At 36.8% G+C, this 19,183-nt stretch carries 16 protein-coding genes and 1 riboswitch; of the genes, 4 read left to right on the top strand and 12 right to left on the bottom strand.

Features of this window, described 5'->3' with window-relative positions:
• Positions 1–6 precede the first annotated feature (6 nt).
• Positions 7–219: a DUF2922 domain-containing protein gene (locus ACWZFG_RS11615; RefSeq protein ID WP_177504632.1), complete on the top strand. Its 213-nt coding sequence runs from the start codon at positions 7–9 to the stop codon at positions 217–219.
• Between the two features lie 48 nt (positions 220–267).
• Here ACWZFG_RS11615 and ACWZFG_RS11610 read toward each other — a convergent pair whose 3' ends face one another.
• From ACWZFG_RS11610 to ACWZFG_RS11580, 7 genes are all read right to left on the bottom strand, one after another.
• Positions 268–795: a flavodoxin family protein gene (locus tag ACWZFG_RS11610; protein WP_177504633.1), complete on the bottom strand. Its 528-nt coding sequence runs from the start codon at positions 793–795 to the stop codon at positions 268–270.
• Positions 796–809: 14 nt separating this feature from the next.
• Complete coding sequence (gene hutW / locus ACWZFG_RS11605; RefSeq protein ID WP_455577674.1) at positions 810–2,249, bottom strand: heme anaerobic degradation radical SAM methyltransferase ChuW/HutW; 1,440 nt, start codon at positions 2,247–2,249, stop codon at positions 810–812.
• A gap of 11 nt (positions 2,250–2,260) precedes the next feature.
• A complete protein-coding gene (locus ACWZFG_RS11600) occupies positions 2,261–3,241 on the bottom strand; it encodes an ABC transporter substrate-binding protein (protein WP_455577673.1) in 981 nt (326 codons plus the stop codon).
• Positions 3,242–3,269: 28 nt separating this feature from the next.
• Complete coding sequence (locus ACWZFG_RS11595) at positions 3,270–5,366, bottom strand: TonB-dependent receptor plug domain-containing protein (RefSeq protein ID WP_455577672.1); 2,097 nt, start codon at positions 5,364–5,366, stop codon at positions 3,270–3,272.
• 261 nt (positions 5,367–5,627) lie between these two features.
• Positions 5,628–5,809, bottom strand: a riboswitch (cobalamin riboswitch).
• A gap of 386 nt (positions 5,810–6,195) precedes the next feature.
• Complete coding sequence (locus tag ACWZFG_RS11590) at positions 6,196–8,523, bottom strand: FAD-dependent oxidoreductase (RefSeq protein WP_177504637.1); 2,328 nt, start codon at positions 8,521–8,523, stop codon at positions 6,196–6,198.
• Between the two features lie 12 nt (positions 8,524–8,535).
• Entirely contained in the window at positions 8,536–10,167 is a 1,632-nt protein-coding gene (locus tag ACWZFG_RS11585; RefSeq protein ID WP_177504638.1) for a glutamate synthase-related protein, read from the bottom strand.
• Entirely contained in the window at positions 10,155–11,261 is a 1,107-nt protein-coding gene (locus tag ACWZFG_RS11580) for a class II glutamine amidotransferase domain-containing protein (protein ID WP_177504639.1), read from the bottom strand. Before ACWZFG_RS11580 ends, ACWZFG_RS11585 begins: the two co-directional genes overlap by 13 nt.
• A gap of 721 nt (positions 11,262–11,982) precedes the next feature.
• Between ACWZFG_RS11580 and yyaC the strand changes: the two genes are divergently transcribed.
• Positions 11,983–12,552, top strand: coding sequence for a spore protease YyaC (yyaC, locus tag ACWZFG_RS11575; RefSeq protein WP_309320494.1), 570 nt, complete (start codon positions 11,983–11,985; stop codon positions 12,550–12,552).
• Positions 12,553–12,775: 223 nt separating this feature from the next.
• Here yyaC and yjeH read toward each other — a convergent pair whose 3' ends face one another.
• From yjeH to ACWZFG_RS11555, 4 genes are all read right to left on the bottom strand, one after another.
• Complete coding sequence (yjeH, locus tag ACWZFG_RS11570) at positions 12,776–14,059, bottom strand: L-methionine/branched-chain amino acid transporter (protein WP_455577671.1); 1,284 nt, start codon at positions 14,057–14,059, stop codon at positions 12,776–12,778.
• Entirely contained in the window at positions 14,047–15,066 is a 1,020-nt protein-coding gene (locus ACWZFG_RS11565) for a radical SAM protein (RefSeq protein WP_177504641.1), read from the bottom strand. Before ACWZFG_RS11565 ends, yjeH begins: the two co-directional genes overlap by 13 nt.
• A gap of 276 nt (positions 15,067–15,342) precedes the next feature.
• Entirely contained in the window at positions 15,343–15,465 is a 123-nt protein-coding gene (locus tag ACWZFG_RS11560) for a hypothetical protein (RefSeq protein ID WP_455577670.1), read from the bottom strand.
• 39 nt (positions 15,466–15,504) lie between these two features.
• Positions 15,505–16,266 (bottom strand): DeoR family transcriptional regulator, encoded by a 762-nt coding sequence (locus ACWZFG_RS11555; protein WP_177504642.1) that lies wholly within the window; start codon positions 16,264–16,266, stop codon positions 15,505–15,507.
• A 188-nt stretch (positions 16,267–16,454) separates the two neighbouring features.
• Here ACWZFG_RS11555 and ACWZFG_RS11550 point away from each other — a divergent pair, with 188 nt between their 5' ends.
• Both ACWZFG_RS11550 and ACWZFG_RS11545 read left to right on the top strand, forming a co-directional pair.
• Positions 16,455–16,856 (top strand): PTS sugar transporter subunit IIA, encoded by a 402-nt coding sequence (locus ACWZFG_RS11550; protein ID WP_177504643.1) that lies wholly within the window; start codon positions 16,455–16,457, stop codon positions 16,854–16,856.
• A 303-nt stretch (positions 16,857–17,159) separates the two neighbouring features.
• On the top strand, positions 17,160–18,704 hold the full coding sequence (locus tag ACWZFG_RS11545; protein WP_177504644.1) for a [FeFe] hydrogenase, group A: 1,545 nt from the start codon (positions 17,160–17,162) through the stop codon (positions 18,702–18,704).
• A gap of 58 nt (positions 18,705–18,762) precedes the next feature.
• Here ACWZFG_RS11545 and ACWZFG_RS11540 read toward each other — a convergent pair whose 3' ends face one another.
• Positions 18,763–19,149, bottom strand: a complete 387-nt coding sequence (locus ACWZFG_RS11540; RefSeq protein WP_177506014.1) for a bactofilin family protein — start codon at positions 19,147–19,149, stop codon at positions 18,763–18,765.
• Positions 19,150–19,183: the final 34 nt, after the last annotated feature.

The following is a 19,183-nucleotide window of genomic DNA, read 5'->3' as shown; positions in this document are numbered from 1 at the left end:
TGATCTATGGCAAAAACATTAGAGATGGTTTTCAAAACTGAAGCTGATAAAGAGCTGAGCATCAGTTTAGCCGAACCTAGGGACAACTTAACACGTAGTGAAGTTGAAAGCGTAATGAATCAATTGATTGCGAAAAACGCAATTGCTTCTACGAATGGAAAGCTAGCTGCAATCGCTGATGTAAAGATCCGTACAACAGATAAAACATCTTTGTTATAGTAACCAAAATAAACCGATAAAAATCAATGATTTTTATCGGCTTATTTTTTATTTCTGGGCTAAAAAATTCATCCGCTTCTTTATTTTTAAAGCGAACTCATGCGCTTCCAGTAAATCGGTTGCATCGGGATGAACAGCAGCCTTTTGCCAGCGTTTCTGCGATTCGATGCTCGGTGCATGTGGATGATTGGCTGGTAATTTTGCTAAGCGGTCTAATAAGTTAGGATCAATCTTTCCCTGACTGGAAAAAGCCCCAACGATTTTGCAATTTGAGCCAAGGTATCGCACAGCATTTGCTAAAGAAATCATCGCATGTTCTCCCATTGCCTCTGCCCCTAATGTTTGAAATAATACAATGGATTTCCCTTGTAGTTTAGCCAAAAATTCTCGTGCTTTTTTATTTGGCATTCCATATTCAACGCTATAGCCAAGAAAAATTACATCATAAATTTCCCACTCAATTTCATCATCAATACTCTTTAAATCCCCTAAATCGGCAATTGCAGAGTACATACTTTCTGCAATCTGCTTTGTATTTCCTGTTTTACTAGAGTAAACAATCAAATATTTGTTCATCTCACGACTCCACCTTATCGCAAATTCATCATTTCTGACATCATTGACATCTGCTTATTTTGGCTGTTTTCCGCTCCATAAATTGCATATTGCAAACCACATAAAATAAATCTTGCGATCCATCTCATCCAATATTTTCCGTGCGTTGTCAACATGATATCATTATTTTTACTTATACAGAGTCCTTGATTTTCCCATAATTTCATATAAGGTAAAAGTCCAGGCTTTAGTTCAATCGCATAACTTTTCTCTAGACCATCTAGATCTAAATAGCCACAGTCTAATTGTCCGCTTATCTTTGCAAATAGCGAAGAAAAGTGATCGCGTTGAAATACCATCGCAAAAGGCTTTTCCTGCTTCTCTACCTTTTTCTTGTATGCATTTAAATCGCGTACTTGAATATATTCCAACTCTCCAATACTGCCTCCGGCTCCAGCACCAAAAGCAAAAATATCACTGCCATTTTTGGCAAGTTTATTATAAAGGCTCTTATCTTTTTCGCCGCATGTAAAATGGCAACAACTCAGCTGCTGCCAAGCATTTTCCTGCAAATAGCTTGCTCCTCGTTCATATAATTTCATTCGCTCATCTGCCGCTGGGCACGGTGGATATGCTCTAGTTTTAAGCTTCTCTTCCAGTATTGAATGAGGAAAACGTTGCAATTTATATAAATCTACCCCTGTAACATTGCATTGCAGTAAGAATTCCAAATCCTTTTGCCAATCTTCCATAGTTTGTCCCGGCAATCCATAGATAAGATCAACGATGACATTTACCCCTGTTTGGGCAAGCGATTTTAGCTTTTCTACAATAACTTTTTGTTCAGCCAACCGTCCTAATTTACGTCGTAAATCCGTAGAAAACGTTTGAACGCCAAAGCTAAAGCGATTTACACCATACTTTAAACAAATCGCTAATTTAGCCTCATTAAAGTCAGTGATATTACTTTCAAATGTAAATTCACAGCCAGATTCCAGTAAAAAAACTTTTCTTATTTTACTTAATAACCGTTCTAACTGATCTTCATTTAATGCACTAGGGCTACCTCCACCGATAAAAACTGCTGAAATCATCTGACTTTGATAGTACTCAAAATCTTCTATTAGTGATAACTCTTGACATAGCAAATCAACATATTCCTCTTGCATTGCTAAATCACTTGGATAGCCACAAAAATTACAGTAACTACAGCGTTGCTTACAAAATGGGATATGTATATATACTGCGCTTTTATTTTTTTTTGCTGCTATCATCGCCTGTTCACGAAAGCGAATTTGCTGTTTAGGTGGCATAATTGGTAGCAGATGACGCGGCGAGTATTGAAGTGTGCAATCATTAAATAACTCACTCATCTTTCGTGTTGCTTTTAGCCCGAATAATTCTTTATGATTTTCCAGTTGCATAAACTCAGCTAATCCATTCGTCAAATTCATCATGATATCTCTTTCCCCCAAATCCATCTTCCTTATCGCGATTCATTTTTCGGATATAATTGTTCTACCATATAGCGGACTGCTTCTGGATATCGCAGCCCGGGATTGAGTAAAAATAAGTTCTCTGATAAAAAGAAAACTTGTTTATTTTTTACTGCCTGCAACTCTAACCATGCCGGATTATTTTCCATTTCTGACTTAATCCGTTCAAGTGCGCCTCCGTTAGCTCCCATTGAAGTAATAAATAATACTTCAGGATCTTTTTCTACGAGTGCTTCCATGCTATATACAATTTTATCTGGGGATGCCATACCATTCATCTTTGCGATTGGCATATCTCCAGACTTAATTGCCAGATCTAAATGAAGTAATGCAGCCACACTTCCTGCGATGCTATCCTCCGTTTCTACGGAAATATCATTCATTGTCGTATGTAAAATCACTGTTTTCTTGCTAACTAATGGAACATTTGCTATAGCATCTTGGACACCGTTATCTAATTTTTTTGCCAAGTCTTGCCCCAAATCTGCATGACCGGAAACCAGCCCTAATAATTCGCAATTTCGTTTTACGTCTTGATAAGTTTTCAGATTAAGTACAATCACCGGAATATGGTTTTCCTCCAATATTGGTAGCAAATTCTCATGCATTCCTTTATAGGCAATGACTAAATCAGGCTGTAAGCTCACTACAGCTTCACTGCTAATTCGATAAACAAAACCAACTTCTGCACTATCTTTATATCGCTCGGGAATCTGAGCAATCTGTGAGGTTGCCCGTCCGACAACTTTCCCCTGTACCTGATCCAAAATTTCTAGAAAGGATGGTGATAACACCACAATTCGTTCTGGTGTATTTGCCAATAACACTTCGCGATGATTATCGTCGATGATTGTCAAGTTCTGGCTATGATTTTCCCCTAAAGTCAAAGATTCTTTATTCCCACATCCAGAAAACAATATACTAGCTGCAATAAATAAAATTGCACTAACCACTATTAATCCTTTATTCATACAACACTCACTTTCAGTCCTAACCAAACTAGAATTTGCAGTTGATTCCAACACGATACATTCTTCCATATACATCTTTATTATAATCATGATAATTGCCGAGATTATCTATGCCTAAGTATAGGCTTGCCCTCGCATCTAAATCTTTTTGTGCTAAGAAATTAACTACTGTAAATGTGCTATTTTCCATTTCTTTATCCCCCGTTGTAATATTGCCATCTTTGCTCGCCCAATAATCAATATTACTTACTACATCCAAGTTAAATTGCCAGTTCGTATCCTTCGGATGATAAAACAATCCTAAATTAAGCTGATGTCTAGGACGATCTTCTAGTCTTTGACTGCTTCCTTGATCTTTTGCATCTAAATAAACATAGCCAAAGTTCAAATCTACTTCATCACTCAATTGATGCTGGATTGAAGCTTCTATTCCTTGCATTCTCGCTTCGGGAATGTTTTTATACGTCATTAATTTGTCTTTTGTCGGTATCATACTGGAAACTAAGTCTCCAGCACTATCCACATATTTACCAGTCCAAGTAGATGTAATTAATTCTTTAACATCATTTCTAAATAAACCAAAATGTCCTGTTGTTTTATCATTCCAATCTTTTTCTAATGCTAATTCATAGTTCCATGATTTTTCCGGCTTAATATTAGGATTTCCCTGGAAATACTGACCTGGTCCGCCCATCGCGCTGCCTGCAAACATTTCCCAAGCATGATAAAGTTCATTAATCGTCGGTGTCTTATAACCTTGTCCCACAACAAACTTTAACCTAGTATCATCAGCAATGTGATAAGTAGATGCTAAATTTCCTGTCCAAGCAGAGTCAAATAAATTACTATGATCAAATCTTATGGATGGTATAAATAGCCATTGATCATTTGGACGAATTTCATCCTGAAAATACAAGGAAACATAGTCAATAGATGCTTCATCACTCGTTTTTTTACTATTTAGATCGGTTTTTATTCTCGTTCCTTCCGATTTATCTTGTCTCCATTCAAAACCAGCTGTAGCTAGATGCTTATCACCCAGTTGCCAGCTGTCTTTTCCTTCAAGGACATTAATTGTACGATTCACCCAATCGAAACTATTTAATGTATAAGGTATAGTAACAATATTATTGCGCCGTGTCTGTTTATAAATAAAATATTCCTTTTCATATTTCGACTGATATGCCCGAACCGACCAATTTTGTTTAGCATCTTCACCCTCATAGCTCAGCGATAAATTCGTACGTTTATTTTCATTTTTATTAATTTTATCTGATTTTGGCATCATCGGATGATAAGATTGCCCCGCTTCTGAACGCTGTGTGTCTTCGTTCAATTGTCCGAAATCAAAACTTAAGCGATTTCCATTTTCAGCCGTATAGGTCATGCCAAAATCAATATTTTGCTCTTTGCCAAAATAATTATTACTTGTTCCTTCATTATCTACATAGAATGGCTTACTATCGTTATAACTTCCCGATATCTTCCAACTCATATTTCCTGTCTCATTGATATCTTGATAAAAAATACTAGTTGTCGGACCTGCACTGTCACCATGTTCATAAAATGAATAATCATAATTAATCGAGCCTTGTTTTTTCATTGGTTGTCGCGTGATAATATTGACAACGCCGCCAATTGCATCGCTTCCATACAGCGAACCGGCAGAACCGCGGATAATTTCAACACGTTCCACATTATCCATATTGATTCGATCGATTTCATGCGCATTGGCTGAGTTATACGAAAGTTCTCCGCTCATCCGTTTGCCATCAACCATAATTAAAACATGTCTTGATTCCGAGCCACGAATTCTCACTTGTGATCTTCCCTGAAAATCCTTCCACAAGGTCACCCCTAGTGCATTTTGCAAAACATCCCGTAACGTTCTAGATTGTCGCTTTTCAATATCTTGACGTGTGATTACTTGTACTGTGGTAGGAACTTCTTTTACTGTCTGATCAGTCCTTGTCGCAGTTACAACAACACCATCTAAATAAAATTCATCCAATACTTCTTCATTTGCCCAAGCAATCTCTCTACCGATTGATAATTGCGTGCCCAATATCATTCCACAAACAATCGCCATCCCGATTGCTTTCTTTTTTTGGCTGTAATGTTTCATCCCCGATTTATCCTCCTAAAAATTTCTTAACTACACAATCCATCTTACTAACAAAAAAATCTACCTCTTCGAAAAGGCAGATTTCAATTATCAGCAAATAAAAACATAAAAACCCAGCACGAAGCTGGGTAAAATAGCAATATAAATGCTGTTATTTTATCCCCTCCCTATCACTCGTAGGTTGTATGGACTGAATGGATGGTCAACATTAAACTTTGAATTGTTCTATCCAACAGTTAACGCAGCATCTAATCTCCATATTCGGTGATTGATAAACAGGCAGTTCTCCTGGCTTTAAATCATCGCTCATCCAAACCTTCCCAAAGTTTTCACCCCAGTGGCATATCTTGGACTAACTCCTTATTACAGTGGCGGGACCGCGCCGGCATTGAACCGAACTTCCCTATTAAGCCCTCACGGGCACCTGTTCCCTTCAATATTTAGTTTTCACATCATTTCAATAAATCGCAAGAAATATTTTCCATGGTAATACTTTATCATCATAACACTGCCCCTCGGGCCTGTCAATAAATTACCTAATTTAACATTTTTCTTGTATATTTCTGTAAAATTATAAATTATTGAAAAAGTTCTTTTTCAGTAAATAGAGATCTTAAGCATTCTTAAATCAACCTTTTATTTAAGTCTCACTTTTATCAAAGGGTCTATCGCTCCAAATGATTATGGCGACGTTCCTTTACAAGTTACATCATCCGTTCAAAATAGCACTAAAAACATTTAATCTTTTTCACATAATTACTCTAACTTTATCGCCCTAACCCAAATAAGCCGACAAAATCAATGATTTTGTCGGCTTATTTTACTTGATTTAATTCTTATTATAGGTTCTATACATATTGATTTTCTCTGCATTTGCCTTCATTGTCCAGATCCCGCATGGGCAAACGCCCGCGCAAATACCACAGCCAATACAACGTTCTGCATCAGAAACATATTCAAATGTACCGTCTGCTTTAACGACTTTACTAATTGCCTTTTCTGGGCAGGATTCAAGACACATACTACAATCTCGGCAAGTACCACAACTAATACAACGATTGAAATCTTGATTTGCCGCTGGCAATTCACAACCATGACATTTTTCAAAGTAAGCTTTATTTATTTGTCCCGCTGGAATAACTTCCTTCTTCACTGCCTGTGCATATGCTTCTCCATTTACGTAAGCATCTGCTGCCATTGCAGCCTTCGCACCAGCCCCAATTGCATCCGTTAAACGGCCAGGTTTCACTACGTCACCAGCCGCAAATACACCAGCCATAACACTCGTATCTGCACCTGGCACTAACCAATCGCGAAATTTGTTTAACCCTTCAGGTAAATAATCTAGGATTGGTGTTTCCCCAACCGTTACAATGACCATGTCGCCTTCAATGAATCTTCCATCCTCAGCGAGAATTCCTTTATCTGTGATTTCTTTCGTCATTACAGGCCAAATGATATCGCCACCAAGAGATTCAAAGTGTTCAATTTCCTTTTTAAAGGCTGCCGGCTTTTGCACATCAATACAAGTTACCTTTTCTGCTCCCATTTCATACGCATCAAGTGCAGCATCCATACCAGAGTTTCCTGCACCGATAACAAGCACATGTTTGCCGACTTTCGGATTTTCACCACGGTTCACTGCTTTTTGGAAGTCTAACCCTTTTACGACTTTTTCTTTTCCAGGCCATGGGAATACACGAGGATTATGTCCACCGGTGGTAACGATAACGGCATCACTAGCTACTTTAATCTCATTAAATTTATCACTATCTACTTTGCAGTTATTGACAAAGGTTACGCCCATATCTTGAATGCGTTTTAATTCCGCTTCTAAAATTTCATGCGCTAACCGACTGCGTGGAATTGCTTGCTCAAGCTTACCGCCCATTGCGGAAAATTCATCATATACCGTAACATCATGACCCTTTTTCGCCAACTGCCAAGCTGCGCTTAATCCTGCTACACCGCCGCCGATAACAGATATCTTCTTGCCAGTGCGCACGGATGGTTTTTCTACTTTTATATGGATAGACTCTCTGCCAAGTGAACCAATTTGAATCGCTTGGTCAATGGATGCACGGCTACAGCCTTCCATACATGGATTTGGGCAGACACTGCCACATACTGATCCAGAGAATGGTGTATATTCAAGTACTAATTTATATGCTTCTTCCACCTTGCCCTGACGAAGTAAATTGTAACGTTGCTGCGTCGGAATTCCGGATGGACAGTTAAATTCACACGGAGCCGCATATTTTGCATTGTCCCAAGCTGGAACGCGCTGACGATAGATTCCTGTCACAACCGTAGAATTTACAATGAAGTCATCCATGCATACATCGCTAAAAATGCCGCCTTTTACCCATTCGGTCGTCCGATATTCATTTATGCTCTCCAGTGCTTTTGGTTTTTTTTCATCAAAAGCAAGTGGACGAAGCTTTTTCCAGTCCTTCCATTTTGTTAATTCCGCTCGAAGTTCAGGCTTTTCTATTGCGCCCAGAAAATCATCCATCCTACTTTCTAGATAAGCAATATCATCTGCATCCAAAGCTGTGATTTTTACTTCCTGAGACATTCCTTTTGCTTTGCCTCTAAAATAAAGCACACCGCCAACCATACCGATACAAGAACGATCACCAAGTACAGACTCAAACTGCTCACTGTCGTACCCACAAACAACAGCTTTACCGCCGCCCATAAATTCAAATGAAAAACTGCCGACATTTTTCAGCACCCATAATTCCGGTGCATCATAAAGTGGATCATGTTTCATGAGTGATCCAGAACGCGTCCCAGCGCGACCGCCGATATAAATCGTCCCGCCTGCCGCACAGTGTCCAGCCGTATCACCGGCATCACCTTTTACAACAATTCTACCGCCGGCATTCAGCCAGCCGACATCGGCAGATGCCGAGCCTTCTACAATAACTTCTGTATTATCAAGACACATGGACCCAACGCGTTGACCTGCGTTTGTCACACGGAATGTTAACTTTTTCCCCTCCGGATGCCATAACGGACCGCCAATATCATGTTGGCCGGAAGCCGCCACAGCAAATTCTGTTTCTCCGTTTGCTAAAGCCTCACTGATTGCCAAGAGCAAATCCTGCGTCGACATACGATTGTGATTTTCTAATGTATTAATTTTAAACACTTAGCTTCCCTCCTAACATACATATTGTATTCCCAATTTATCTGCAACCGCTTTATCTGTTGTCACTAATGCATCGGAACGGCCTACAGGAAGCGAGCTATTGCCGATTGGCGCCATCAATTTACGCATTTCACTATCGAGCGCAAGTACGTAATCAACAATATTTTGTGCGCCCTTATCGATATCAAGACGTTTCACAAGTCGCGGATCTTGCGTACAGATACCCGTCGGGCATTTTCCTGTCGAACAAGCATTACATCTGCCCCGTTCGTTTCCTACGCAACCTAACAATTGAATTAAAATTTTGCCGACAAAAACACCATTTGCACCAAGGCAGATCATCTTAAACGCATCAGCTGCCGCGTTGCCTGTCATCCCAATTCCACCGCCTGCCCAAAGCGGAATTTGTCCTTGCAGACCTTGTTTTACTGCCGCTAAATAGCATTCACGCAATTTAGATACGACTGGATGACCTGTATGATCAAGCGATACTTCATTTGCAGCCCCTGTACCACCTTGAATCCCATCAAGGAAGAACCCGCCACAAATTTTATATGGATCGCGCAATAAGTTGTTATAAACGGAAACAGACGTTGCCGAAGCCGCGCATTTAATCGCTACCGGAACTCTAAAGCCAAAGGCAGCATTTAACGATAAATGCATTTTCTGTACGGATTCTTCAATAGAATATAGCCCTTGGTGATTTGGCGGCGAACTTAATGTTGCTTTTGGTACCCCACGAATTGCCTGTACGTGCTCTGCTACTTTTGCCGCCGGAAGAAGTCCTCCATCCCCCGGTTTTGCACCCTGACCGATTTTAATCAAAATCCCGGCAGGATCCACCTTCATTCTAGGCATTGCTTGAATAATTCTGTTCCAACCAAAATGACCGGATGCGATTTGCAGGATCATGTATTTTAACCGTTCAGATTCTAGCAATTTCACCGGCATACCGCCTTCACCGGAACACATACGAATCGGAAGATTGTGTTTTTCATTTAAATACGCCGTCGCTAAAGATACTGCTTCCCAAGCCCGTGTTGAAAGTGCACCAATGGACATATCACTGAAAATCAAGGGATAAATCCAGTTAACCGGTGGTGTTTTCTTGTTCATTTTTAATTCGCCGCCCGTTAACGAAAGCGGTAATTCTTTAGGATTTAATACGCGTCCAAACGGCGCTAAGATATCAAACGTGTGTCGTTCAGAGTCAAGTGCCGGGTCTGTCATTTGGCTGATGCGACCAACAATCACGCTATCTAAAGTACGCTGTGCATTCAAGTTTGTACGTCCGCCACGTTTAATCGGACCATGATCACGCGCTAATAAATTCACACGATGATCAGGGTTTCTTACTGGACGAATTGCATTGTTCGGGCATACCTTTTCGCACATTCCACAACCGACACAAGCATTGGCAATCGAAGCTTTTTGCTTAATTACCGGTACAGCTTTATGCTCTTTTACCGGGTCCGGCTGACATGCATTAGATACCGTCACACTGCGGCGTGCCATCGTTGCCTCAATTGCATTCATCGTACAGGCAGAAATACAGCTTCCGCACATTGTACAACGTTCTGCGTGATATTCTATCTTCCATTTCAAATCATTTTTCCCTACATCTTGCGTTCTTACTGTTTCCATCTCTGCACCTCCAAATCATTATTAATCACAACGACTTCGCGTTCATTCGGATAAATATCCTTCGTCGTATCACGATTTGGCAAAATTACATTGAGTCCGCAAACCTCAGATGAAATTGCAATTGTGTTTTCATCGCCGCCAACAACAACCGGACGAAGTTTTTTAGAATCGCAACAAGTAATCATATTGCCGTCCGGAAGTACCGCAATAATGGTATTTGGTCCGTTAATCTCCAAATGTCCAAGCGATTGGCGGATTGCTTCCAAAACTTCGCGATCTTCCCTTTGCTCTATTTCATTAAACGGCAAAGGTGTAATGACGTGTTTAAAATATTTAATCGGCCATTTTAATTGGCGCAGAACATAATGAAGCGTATAGATAAAGTTTTGCGAATCGGATTCAAAACCAATATAGCCGCGATGCAAAGATTTTTGATACTCTTTATTTTTCGTATAGAAAGTGTTTTCTCCATTTGCACAAAGCGTATAACCTTGAATAAAGAACGGATGTGCAGCATAACGAACAATATCATAATTAGTATTTTGACGACATTGAGTAACAATGCTTTTTGCCATTAAATCCCCGCTGTCATCCCAGAGACGGAAATACGTAGCAATATCTCTTGGATCACCAATTTCTTTAAGGGTTAATACATCCGGCCAAAAGGAATATACATACCCTTCATCTTCGTCTTCTAAAATTTTTCTTAGTGCCAATCTTGTATCTAATAATAATTCTTCGCGCTCCTCTTTCGATTTATCGCGATATTTTTCAGGATAATCATAGTTACGGAAAATATAATAAGGCATTGCTTTAATATCTAATCCCAGTTGTTTGTTTCCTTTAGGAATCCATTCTGCAACCTGCACAAAGTTATGACTATCCATATAATCTTCAACGAGTTGTGCCCCGCGTTGCGTACATGCAAGGGATAATAGAGGTTTATCTTTATAATTTTCAAAAACTCCATATAAGTCTTGCATAACCATCGCAAAACCAGAGTTATCATGACCTTCCTGCTGAGGCAGCATTAAATGTAATGCTTTCGATGGATGAACTGGGAATTTACTTTTTATTGAACCAATTCTGCACATATTCTCTCCTCCATATCTTAACTAAACATTTTTCTTCTTAAGATTTACCACACAAGTATTAAAAAAAGCCTTGCTGAGCACCATCATTTATTTGGTAACTTTCGCATGGCTTCATCAATAAGCGATATCAATCACAATTATTTAAAAACGACAATATTATTTATGCTTTGTTCGAGAAAAAAAGACGATAAAATCGCCATTATCCTCTACAAAGTTCATTGACGAACTTTCCATTTGCAAGGTACTTTTGTTCTCCGCATGAGAACTTTAAATGTAATGCTCTTTTATTATAAGAACGTAAACTTATACTGTCAATATGTATATTAAAAAAAATTTTTTCATCAAAATGGGGATTTTATGAACTTTGAAGCAAATTATTTATTACACTTTTGAATAATTATTCATTTTGTTAATTTTATATTCACATTGTAAATATCTGTTTTGTGTTAATTAAACCCTATTTTAAAAGCCTTTTACCTTATTTTTATTTTTCTAATTTTAAAATCTTACTTTTTTGTATTGAATTGTTTTTCGGTATACAAGATACAGTAGCCTAAATACTTTTTCTTCTATATCATTATGTACTTTGTATTTTTTTCGCTAAACTATTATAAGGTTATTTTTACCTATGAAAATCAGTATAAATTTATTGCGTTTAAGGAAATAATGATACAGTCAGCGGATAAATTATTTGCTGCAAATATATAAATAGGAGTAGATTATGCAAAATCTTATGACAGAGCTATCCCCAACTGCTTCACCAAAATTATCCGTACATACCCCAACTGCAATATACGAATTCGCTCAACGAATTACACCTTTTTTAAAAGAAGCCTATACCAGCAATCGGGATATCGTTTTTGTTTGTATTGGGACAGATCGCTCTACCGGCGATGCACTTGGGCCTCTCACTGGAAGCAAACTAAAACAACTAAATTTGAAAACCCCTGTATATGGGACATTAGATGAACCCGTACATGCAACCAATTTAGCCGAATATAGTAAAATTATTTATGAATCAAATCAAAACCCTTTTCTCATTGCAGTTGATGCATGCCTTGGTCAATTAAACAATGTCGGCTATCTTTCTATTGGTAAAGGCGCTGTAAAACCTGGTGCCGCTGTAAAAAAAGACTTACCGCCGATTGGTGATGCTTACATTACCGGCATAGTCAATGTCGGTGGATTTATGGAACATCTTGTATTGCAAAGTACACGTTTAAATTTAGTAATGAAAATGTCAGATACTATCGCTCGTTCCATTTCTTTTGCGCTTCATCGATTTGCATGATAAAAAAATGACGCTATTAGATGATATTAAACATCTAAATAGCGTCATTTCACTTTAAGATAAAGTGAACTTGCTTCAGGTGGAATTTTTCCTCATTGCCCTTATTCATAGAATTAGCATTTGGTGGCCTTTGGGTATAACACTCACTTATAAAAGCTAGGGTCTCTCTACAAACCAAAATCTTTGCCTTCCTGTGAATCGCTTATTTCGCTAGCTGAGTAACTCAGTCATCAACTAAATTGGCAGCTTTATATTTTTTGCGCGTTGCATCGTAAAAGAAAGCTAAAATGATGATAACTAAAGAATACAGAATCTGATAACCTAACGAAAAATATATAAACATACAAAATATAGTTGAAGTAATTGCTAAAAACCGTTTTATTCCGCTTAGTAAAAATACTCCTGAAATTGAAGCAAGTAAATAAAGTGCTACAAAAATTCCATTTGCATATAAAATTAAACTTTCCAGTTTGATTCCGACTGAATATTTCAAAACAATTGTTGCAAGGACACATAAGTAGCAAGGAACCAATGCATTTAACGGAATGCCCCGATTCGTTACTTTTGAAAAAAAAGAAGAAATAATTCCACTTTCCCCCATACTGTAAATCATCCGTGAAAAGCTTAAAATATAAAGATTTACCGTTGTAAAACAACTAAAAAATCCTATAATGCCAATAAAAATAACACTGGAATTTCCCAATAAATACTTTAATAAGAACACCATATAATTCGCATCTATTTGCTCAGTTCCATATGCCTTATATTTTAGAACTATCAAACTAATTAAGACACATAATCCACCAACTATAGCCATGCTGATAAAAATTGTTTTAGGAAAGTCTTTTTTTATGTCTTTAAATTCGGAAGAAAGATGTACGATAGCTTCTAAACCTACAAAACACCAAAATACAATAGTAATCGCTCTACTAATATTTAGCATAGTATCAACATTTGCTGTTATATTAAAATTAACAAAATCAAAAAATAACTCCGATTGTTTTCCTAATGCCAAAACGATTATTCCAAGTAAAATTCCAACGATTATTATCGATATTATACTTTGAATACTTCCAGCGAATTTTAATCCCATTAAATTCATAAGAAACATTGCTACAACCATTCCAACGCAAATAAAAAAGACCTCCATATCATTTGCTTGTACCACTGCACCTATATAATTTGCCCCTGTGATAATTACAACAGGAGGACCAATCGGCATAACGGCTAAATACAGCCATGAAGTAAAATTTTCAAAGCAATCTCCCAAAGCTTGTTTCACAAAAAAAGCAGTTCCGCCCGCATGTGGATAGAAACTTCCCAAATTACTAAAAGTAAAGGCTATTGGAATCATAAATAAAATGGTAACTACCCAAGCTATAATTGAATAAACCCCTGCGATTGTGGCCGCAACCGCAGGTATAATAAAAATGCTTGATCCAAGTAACGTAGATACTAATATTCCTATTCCTTGGTACAAATTTAAAGTCTTTTTTAAATTAGACATGCCAATTCCTTTCTTATTTCTTCTCGGTCAACATAATTTCTGCATTTACATAACCCATGCAAAGCAATTCCGTCACAATAAGGTTTAGATTTTCTCCAAATATCAACTAAACTATTTTCACGAATATTTCCATACCCTTCTCCAGACATATTAAAGCAATCATATACCCTTCCCTCTACGTCAACATTTAAATTTGTTCCTATTTTTATACAATCTAACCCTAACTCTCCAATAATAACACCTTTCCCCTTTCTGTTGAGAATTTTCAAACTCCAAGTGTATCCATTTTCCCTATCAAATTCGTTAATTCTTTTTACTGCATCCCTCACAACAGGGTAATCAACTAAATAATCTTCATATGCTGACTCAGTCGCCTTGCCTTGATAATAAATTGTATCTACAATAGGAAACATATTGTGATTTCTACAATAAACCCAGAAATCATATAGTTCATGTACATTATCATGAAGTATTGATGTCTCTAATGCAAGCATTGTTTCATGATTATTATTTAGTCTTGTATATCCAATATCTATTAAATTTTTAAGCCCCATTTGCATCTTTTCATATGCACCTTTAAGATTACCAATATACTTTTCTTGAGTTTCTTTTTTAAAGCTATTAAGCTTTCCTATTATAGCAACCTCATTTTTATATAACTTTTCAGCAATTTGATGAGTAATTAAACTTAAATTTGAAAAAACTATTACATTCAAATTTTGCTCTTTAATAAAGCTGACAATCTCCCAAAAATTTTTTGCCATCAGAGGCTCTCCTGCACCAGCGATTAATACCGTTTTTACTCCCAATTGCTTTCCATCTCTAATGATCTGCTTCGTTTCTTCAGTATTTAATTCATTAGTGAAAGTTCTTGTCTGCGTTAAACAAAAAGGGCATTTAAAATTACATACATTTTCTAAAAATATATGTAAAGTTAAAAGCTTCCCTTCTTTCATTGCACTGTATACCTCATCTTTAGTAAATTTATTTCCCTTTAACCCAATCATAAATCATTCTCCTCATAATAAATTTGTAAACTTGTAAACCAAATTACATTTTATTACTATTATGCATATATTTCTATTTTCCTTCCTTTTATGTATATTTTTTTATTTTTTTACAAAATTAATATAAAAATTGCATTTTAAAAATATATAGATTATATTTTGTAAAATATTGTATTTTATTTAAAACAGATAGATCAATTGCCCCTAAATATTTCAAAATAATGTTCATTTTAATAGGAGTTTATTCTATCTTTCTAAAGTAAAAAATAAATGTTGCTATTTGATTTTCATCAAAATAGCAACATTTATTTTAGCTCCCTTTATTGAACGGAATTTATACTTTTCTTTAGCAAACTGCACAAACTGATTTTCTACTTTTTTAAAATCAATATTTCTCATTGTTTCAAAGTATAATACCGAGTCAATAATAAATGAATTTTACACTAAAATAATTTCCACGCCATGCCCACGTAAATGTTCAAGTAATTTTGGATCTGCCTCTTTATTCGTCACAATCATAGAAAGCTCTGATAGATCGGCAACACTAACAAGTGAATTTATTTGCATTTTTGTATGATCCATAGCTAAGACGACTTTCCGCGCCTGCCTCACCAAGGCACGTTTTGTTTCAGCATCTACAATACTAGCAGTTGTTACACCACTTTTACTATGCACTCCGGTTCCAGCCAAAAATAATATATCTACTGTAAAACGCCGAATAAACTCGTTCGTTAATTCGCCAATAAATCCATTGATACTTTCAACATATTCCCCTGGCGCAATTAATAACTTTACCTCTTTAGCTGCACTTAAAATATTTGCAGCTGGCAAAGAGTCAGTTAAAACAACAATATTTTTTCGATCTATTAAATGCCCTGCAATTTCCTCCGTTGTCGACCCACAATCAATAAATATTGAAGATCCTTCTTTTACTAAACTTGCGCAATATTGACCAATGCGACTTTTCTCTGGCTGCAAGTTCTTTCTGCGAAATCGTTGGTTATAAAAAAATGCCCCTCCACTATTTAAAACTGCGCTTCCATGCGTTAACGTAATCAAACCTTGTTGAGAAAAAATATTTAAGTCTCTCCGAATTGTCATCGTCGATACCTCTAACTTTTCAGCAAGCTCTTTAATCGTAAGCGAACGCATCGTTTCCAATAATTTCAATATTTCTTGGCGCCGTTCTATTGCCTTCATAACTCACCCCTCCAAATGTTATTTTTATGTGATTTTTTCATATTATATCATGTAAAAATAACATTTTATGTTATTTTTATTGGATTTCTTGTTATTTTTTTAACATTTCATCTTGTGAGAAGATGGTAAAAATTTTATGATACAGACATAGTAATACCGTACAATACCTTATGATAGGAGTGATAAAAATGAAATTTTTACTAATCTCAAACAGTACCCTTGCAGAGGAGATGTATGAAGCAATGAAAAATTTTTATACCAATCCTGAAATTGATTTTATTCATTTAGCCTCTTTATCAACGAATGACTTTATTAAAAAAATCAAAAATTATTTATTAAGCACCTCCGAAGAATTTTTAATTCTTTGTGATTTATATGGGAGCACGGCTTTTAATGAAACTGCTTATTTATTACAAGAATTAAAACTTTTGCACCGTAGTGTAATAATCACTGGCATGAGTCTGCCAATGACCTTTAAACTTTACGGTTTAAAGGATCAGTGGAACATATGCTCAATAAAATCACTTTACCAGACACCGGACTCTAAAAATCATGGAATTTTTATTTATGACAAAGAAGTTGCTATCTAAAGTAACATAGAATTAATTCGAAAAACTAACTGCTCACTTGTTCCCTATGAATATAACCCTCACTTTTTAAATTTCCACCTTTATTTTATCAACAAATTTACTCTTAAATAAAGCAGGCTGACAGTAGTATTGAGATACCGTCAGCCTGCTTTATTTGATTGCCAGAAAAAATTTAATTAGTATAGAATGTTCTAAATATACCTTTTTATTTTCTATTGAAACTTTCCAAATTTAGCGTTATGATTAATGCGATAAATTAATTATCCAGGAATAATTACTATCAATTAAATTTGGGAGGTTTTTATGACTAAACATGAATTCGCTAATTTAAGAATTCCTATCGAAGCCGACAATCCAGCTATCATTCGTAATAATGATTTATGTATTAAATGCGGACAATGTCTACAAGTATGTAAAAATGAAATTGCTGTAGGACGTTTATACGACTTAACGAGTACAAATGATATGGCTATCTGCATCCATTGCGGTCAATGTGCAAATATTTGTCCTGTAAATGCAATTACGGAACGAAAAGAATTTGATTTTGTACGCAAAGAAATTCAAGATCCTGATAAAATTGTTATCTTTAGTACCTCACCTTCTGTCCGTGTCGGATTAGGCGAAGAATTCAATCTACCCGCTGGCAGTTTTGTCGAAGGAAAAATGGTTACAGCTTTACGCCTGCTCGGTGCTGATTTTGTATTAGACACCAATTTTTCTGCCGATTTAACTATTATGGAGGAAGCTAGCGAACTCGTTGAACGCATCACCAAAAAGAATAAGCCACTCCCTCAATTTACAAGTTGCTGCCCTGCATGGGTAAAATTTGCTGAAACCTTTTACCCTGAAATTCTTCCCCATATTTCCTCAGCCAAGAGTCCAATTGGAATGCAAGGCCCGACAATTAAAACCTTTTTTTCTCAGCTAAATCATTTAGACAGCAAAAAAATTGTAAATGTTGCAGTAACCCCTTGTACTGCAAAAAAATTTGAAATACGCCGTTCAGAAATGATTGCATCTGCAAATTACTTAAATGAACCAGAGCTTCATGATATGGATTATGTCATTACAACGCGTGAATTGGCACAATGGCTAAGAGAAGAAGGTATTGATTTCAATGCTTTAATGGATTCTGACTATGATGAATTTATGGGGATAGCGTCTGGTTCCGGTGTAATTTTCGGTAATACCGGCGGCGTTATGGAAGCAGCTGCGCGGACGGCCTATTATTTAATTACGGGTGAAAATCCCCCTAGCGATTTTATGACACTTCAGTCCGTTCGGGGTATGGATGGTATTCGCGAAGCAACCGTTACTATTGATCATATCCCATTAAAACTCGCAATTGTCCATGGAACGGAAAATGTTCGACAGCTGATTGAGGCTTGGCAAGCTGGGGAGAAACAATATGATTTTGTTGAGGTAATGACATGTCGCGGCGGTTGTATCGGTGGCGGTGGACAGCCAAAAGCAAATCCCATAACAGATGAAATCCGCAATGCGAGAATTAAGTCTTTATATCATAAAGACCATCATATGACACTACGCTTTAGTCATGAAAATCCAGAGATAAAAAAAACTTATACTGACTTTTATCATGCCCCACTTAGTGTATTAGCAGAAAAACTACTACATACAACTTACCTGGATCGCAGTAATGACTTAGGCCCATTAGGAATAATAAAAACTAAAACTTCCGTAGAAGCTAAGCCAGCTAATTTAGCAACGAGCACTAAACAGTATCGTTGTACCATCTGTGGCTATATCCATGAGGGTGAAATGCCCGATGATTTCACTTGTCCTTTATGTGGCGTGCCAAAAGATTTATTCGAAGAAGTAAAACATTGATTATAGTTGAAATAAAAAAGGCAATATCAAATTGAATTGATATTGCCTTTTTTATTTACTATACTATTTCTTCTTCATTTGTAATAGGTCTAGGCTCCATATTACTTTGACCTCTAAATACCGCACCTTCAGCTATACTAAGTACGCTTGCATTTACATCACCATATAGCTTACCGTTTGGCATAATTTCAAGTTTACTTTCAGCACTAATGTTTCCAGTTACTTCACCAGAAATAAGAACACTGCGCCCACTAATATTACCAATTACTCGGCCAGCATCGCCAACTACAATTTCGCCTGTAATAGAAATCTCGCCTTCGACCATCCCATCCACACGCATATTTCCTGACCCATGAATAGACCCTTTGATTTGAGTATTTTTCCCGATAACTGTCTCTATATCACTTGAAAAACTATTATCATTATTTTTGCCTAGTTTAAACATATATTCACGCAGCCTTTCACTTCGATTATCCGAT

It is taken from the genome of Anaerosinus sp. (assembly GCF_965318445.1).
This window is presented reverse-complemented; position numbering and strand designations above follow the sequence as displayed.

Bases quoted from the DNA above. Each gene is read 5' to 3' on its own strand.
- ACWZFG_RS11560 (WP_455577670.1), bottom strand. From the start codon at position 15,465: ATGAGAAATATTGATTTTAAAAAAGTAGAAAATCAGTTTGTGCAGTTT.
- ACWZFG_RS11580 (WP_177504639.1), bottom strand. From the start codon at position 11,261: ATGTGCAGAATTGGTTCAATAAAAAGTAAATTCCCAGTTCATCCATCG.
- ACWZFG_RS11555 (WP_177504642.1), bottom strand. From the start codon at position 16,266: ATGAAGGCAATAGAACGGCGCCAAGAAATATTGAAATTATTGGAAACG.
- ACWZFG_RS11545 (WP_177504644.1), top strand. From the start codon at position 17,160: ATGACTAAACATGAATTCGCTAATTTAAGAATTCCTATCGAAGCCGAC.
- ACWZFG_RS11595 (WP_455577672.1), bottom strand. From the start codon at position 5,366: ATGAAACATTACAGCCAAAAAAAGAAAGCAATCGGGATGGCGATTGTT.
- ACWZFG_RS11565 (WP_177504641.1), bottom strand. From the start codon at position 15,066: ATGATTGGGTTAAAGGGAAATAAATTTACTAAAGATGAGGTATACAGT.
- ACWZFG_RS11600 (WP_455577673.1), bottom strand. From the start codon at position 3,241: ATGAATAAAGGATTAATAGTGGTTAGTGCAATTTTATTTATTGCAGCT.
- ACWZFG_RS11615 (WP_177504632.1), top strand. From the start codon at position 7: ATGGCAAAAACATTAGAGATGGTTTTCAAAACTGAAGCTGATAAAGAG.
- yjeH (WP_455577671.1), bottom strand. From the start codon at position 14,059: ATGTCTAATTTAAAAAAGACTTTAAATTTGTACCAAGGAATAGGAATA.
- ACWZFG_RS11540 (WP_177506014.1), bottom strand. From the start codon at position 19,149: ATGTTTAAACTAGGCAAAAATAATGATAATAGTTTTTCAAGTGATATA.
- ACWZFG_RS11550 (WP_177504643.1), top strand. From the start codon at position 16,455: ATGAAATTTTTACTAATCTCAAACAGTACCCTTGCAGAGGAGATGTAT.
- yyaC (WP_309320494.1), top strand. From the start codon at position 11,983: ATGCAAAATCTTATGACAGAGCTATCCCCAACTGCTTCACCAAAATTA.
- ACWZFG_RS11610 (WP_177504633.1), bottom strand. From the start codon at position 795: ATGAACAAATATTTGATTGTTTACTCTAGTAAAACAGGAAATACAAAG.
- ACWZFG_RS11585 (WP_177504638.1), bottom strand. From the start codon at position 10,167: ATGGAAACAGTAAGAACGCAAGATGTAGGGAAAAATGATTTGAAATGG.